We start from the raw sequence: 1,748 nt of genomic DNA, 5'->3' as shown, positions 1-1,748 counted from the left end.
GCACGACCCAAATACTCCAACTCCCCATCCACACGCCACCGCACCACATCACCCGTGCGATACATCCGCCCACCACCAGAAACAGTGAACGGGTCGGCCACAAAACGCTCAGCCGACAGAGCAGGACGGTTCAGATACCCGCGCGCCAGACCAGCACCCGCCACATACAGCTCACCCGCAACCCCCACCGGAACCGGACACAGGCCACCGTCCAGCACGTAGAGCCGCAGGTCGGAGATGGCCTCGCCGATGGGTGAGCGGGCTCCGCCGGCTGCGACCGCCGTGTCCACGCGCCGAGCTGTCACGTGGACGGTCGTCTCGGTGATCCCGTACATGTTGACCAGGACGGGGGCGGTGTCGGGGTGCCTCTCGAACCAGGCCGTAAGACGTCCCGGGTCGAGGGCCTCACCACCGAACACGACCCAGCGGAGGGCCAGTTCACTGCCTAGATCGCCGCTTTCGCGGTCGGCCGCCATCAGCTGGTAGAACGCGGACGGCGTCTGGTTGAGGACGGTGACGCGTTCGTGGACGAGCAGCTCCAGGAATTCGCGCGGGGTCCTGCTGACCGCGTGCGGAACCACGACGAGCCGGCCGCCGTGCAGCAGCGGTCCCCACAGTTCCCAGACGGAGAAGTCGAAGGCGTACGAGTGGAACAGCGTCCACACGTCGTCCGCGCCGAAGCCGAACTGCGCGTCGGTCGCCGTGAACAGGCGCACCACGTTGCGGTGCGGCACAACGACTCCCTTGGGGCGGCCGGTGGACCCCGAGGTGTAGATGACGTAGGCGGGGCTCGCGGCGGGGGGTGTTCGGCGTGCTGCGGCGTCCATACCGGCAGGGGAAAGGTCGTCCACCAGTACGACCGGTACGCCGGCGGGGACGGCCAGTCGGGCGACGGCTTCGGTGGAGCTGAGGATCAGCTCGGGGCGCGCGTCCTCGAGGACGAAGGCGATGCGGTCTGCGGGGTAGTCGGGGTCCACCGGTACGTAGGCGGCCCCGGACTTCACCACCGCCAGCAACGCCACGACCAGGTCGAGGGAACGGTGCAGCGCCACCGCCACGAACCGCTCGGGACCCGCACCCTGCCCGACCAGCACCCGCGCCAGCCGCTCCGCCGCCGCGTCCAGCTCCGCATACGAGAGCGTCGCACCCTCGAACGTCACCGCCGGGGCATCCGGAGTCCGGGCAACCTGCGCCTCGAACAGCTCCGGCAGGGACGGTCCCTCTTCGGTGGTGTCCTCGTGTGCCGTGTCCGCCGCGCTCGCGCCCATGGCCAGCAGCCGGTCGCGTTCGGCGTCGTTGACGAGGTCGTGGTGCAGGACGGGACGGTCCGGCTCGACGAGGAGGGAGCCCAGCAGGCGCACGAACCAATCGGCGTAGGAAGCGGCCGTGGCGTGGTCGTGGAGGTCGGTGCTGTAGTCGAGTCCTCCGCGGAGCCCTGCGGGTGACCCGTCGTCGCCGAACGTGTCCTCCAGGGAGAACTGCAGGTCGAACTTGGCGTTGGTGCCGGCGAAGTCCTGCGGGAGCACGCTCAGGTCGGGAAGTTCCCTCAGGTTGTCGAGGGCGGCACGCTCCTCGCTGTTCCAGGTGAGGACGGTCTGGAAGAGGGGGTGGCGGGACATGGACCGGGTGGGGTTCAGCACCTCCACCAGCCGCTCGAAGGGCACGTCCTGATGGGCGTACGCGGCGAGGGCGTTCTCCCGGACCCGGGCGATCAGCTCACGGAACGTCGGATTGCCCGACAGGTCCGT

At 69.3% G+C, this 1,748-nt stretch carries 1 protein-coding gene; it reads right to left on the bottom strand.

Annotated features, from left to right (window positions below; all coding sequences use genetic code 11):
• The coding region (locus ACZ5WG_RS40780; protein ID WP_468729701.1) for a non-ribosomal peptide synthetase at window positions 1-1,748 on the bottom strand (1,748 nt) is incomplete at both ends.

This window comes from Streptomyces sp. NPDC032745, from assembly GCF_055579465.1.
Note: the sequence above shows the minus strand (reverse complement) of the source record. Positions and strands in the feature narration are given on the sequence as shown.